Source organism: Oleiphilus sp. HI0066, assembly GCF_001635725.1.
In genome coordinates this window covers 1-801 of the sequence record NZ_LWFH01000666.1, presented here as the reverse complement: position 1 = coordinate 801, position 801 = coordinate 1, and the positions used below count along the sequence as shown (strand labels likewise).

General features: G+C 46.9%; 1 pseudogene. It reads right to left on the bottom strand.

The features are described from left to right. A pseudogene (locus tag A3738_RS30825) lies at positions 1-801 on the bottom strand (hypothetical protein); the annotation flags it as partial.

Here is an 801-nt window from a genome sequence, read left to right as displayed (position 1 = left end):
TGCAGTTGAATTCGCTTTATTCTTAACAGCTAGACCATTCGCAGTTACTGAAGCACCTGTAGGCAAACCAGTATCACTTACACGAATAGCTTCAACGCTTGTGTCAGAAGAGCTTTCAACAGTGATTTGAACACCATCGAATACGTAATCTGTACCTTCGCGCAAACGCACTGCTCGCCCTACAGATTTCAACACTGCGTTAGTAAGCGTTGGTTTAGCGCGTGGAGTACCCGTCGCAGACGTATCAAAGCTATCCGCTTCGATCACACGTGAACCAACTTCGTCGTCCACAATGTTCTGCTCTGCATACACGTTTGAAAGCGTACCGATATAACCTTGGTCAGTATCGATTGAGTCATCACCAGCGTTGTAGATGTACAAACCGTCAACACTCACCGTACCGCCCCAAAGTTCGATACCATCATCTGCTGAACCGATAATCGCGATGTTGTTAATCGTTGTACCAGAACCAACAGATGCTAGAGAAAGACCGTTCAACTCTTTGTCTTTTTCTACTTCGTAACCTGAGTACTTGATAGCAACATAAGTCAATGTACCACTATCGTCTGCCGCAATTGTTACGCCGCCATCAGGACCATACTTCTGTGTGCCGGCTTCGTAAGTACGCTCGCCTTTGTTGTTGGTTGATTGACCAAGAATCGTCAAACCACCCCATTGGCCTTGCTCGTCACCGCTGTTCAAACCAGCAATATCTTGCGCCGAAGTGAAGATAATTGGATTCGCTTCTGTACCCGCAGCATTGATGGTTGCGCCACGGTTGATCGCCAAGTAAGAGTTACC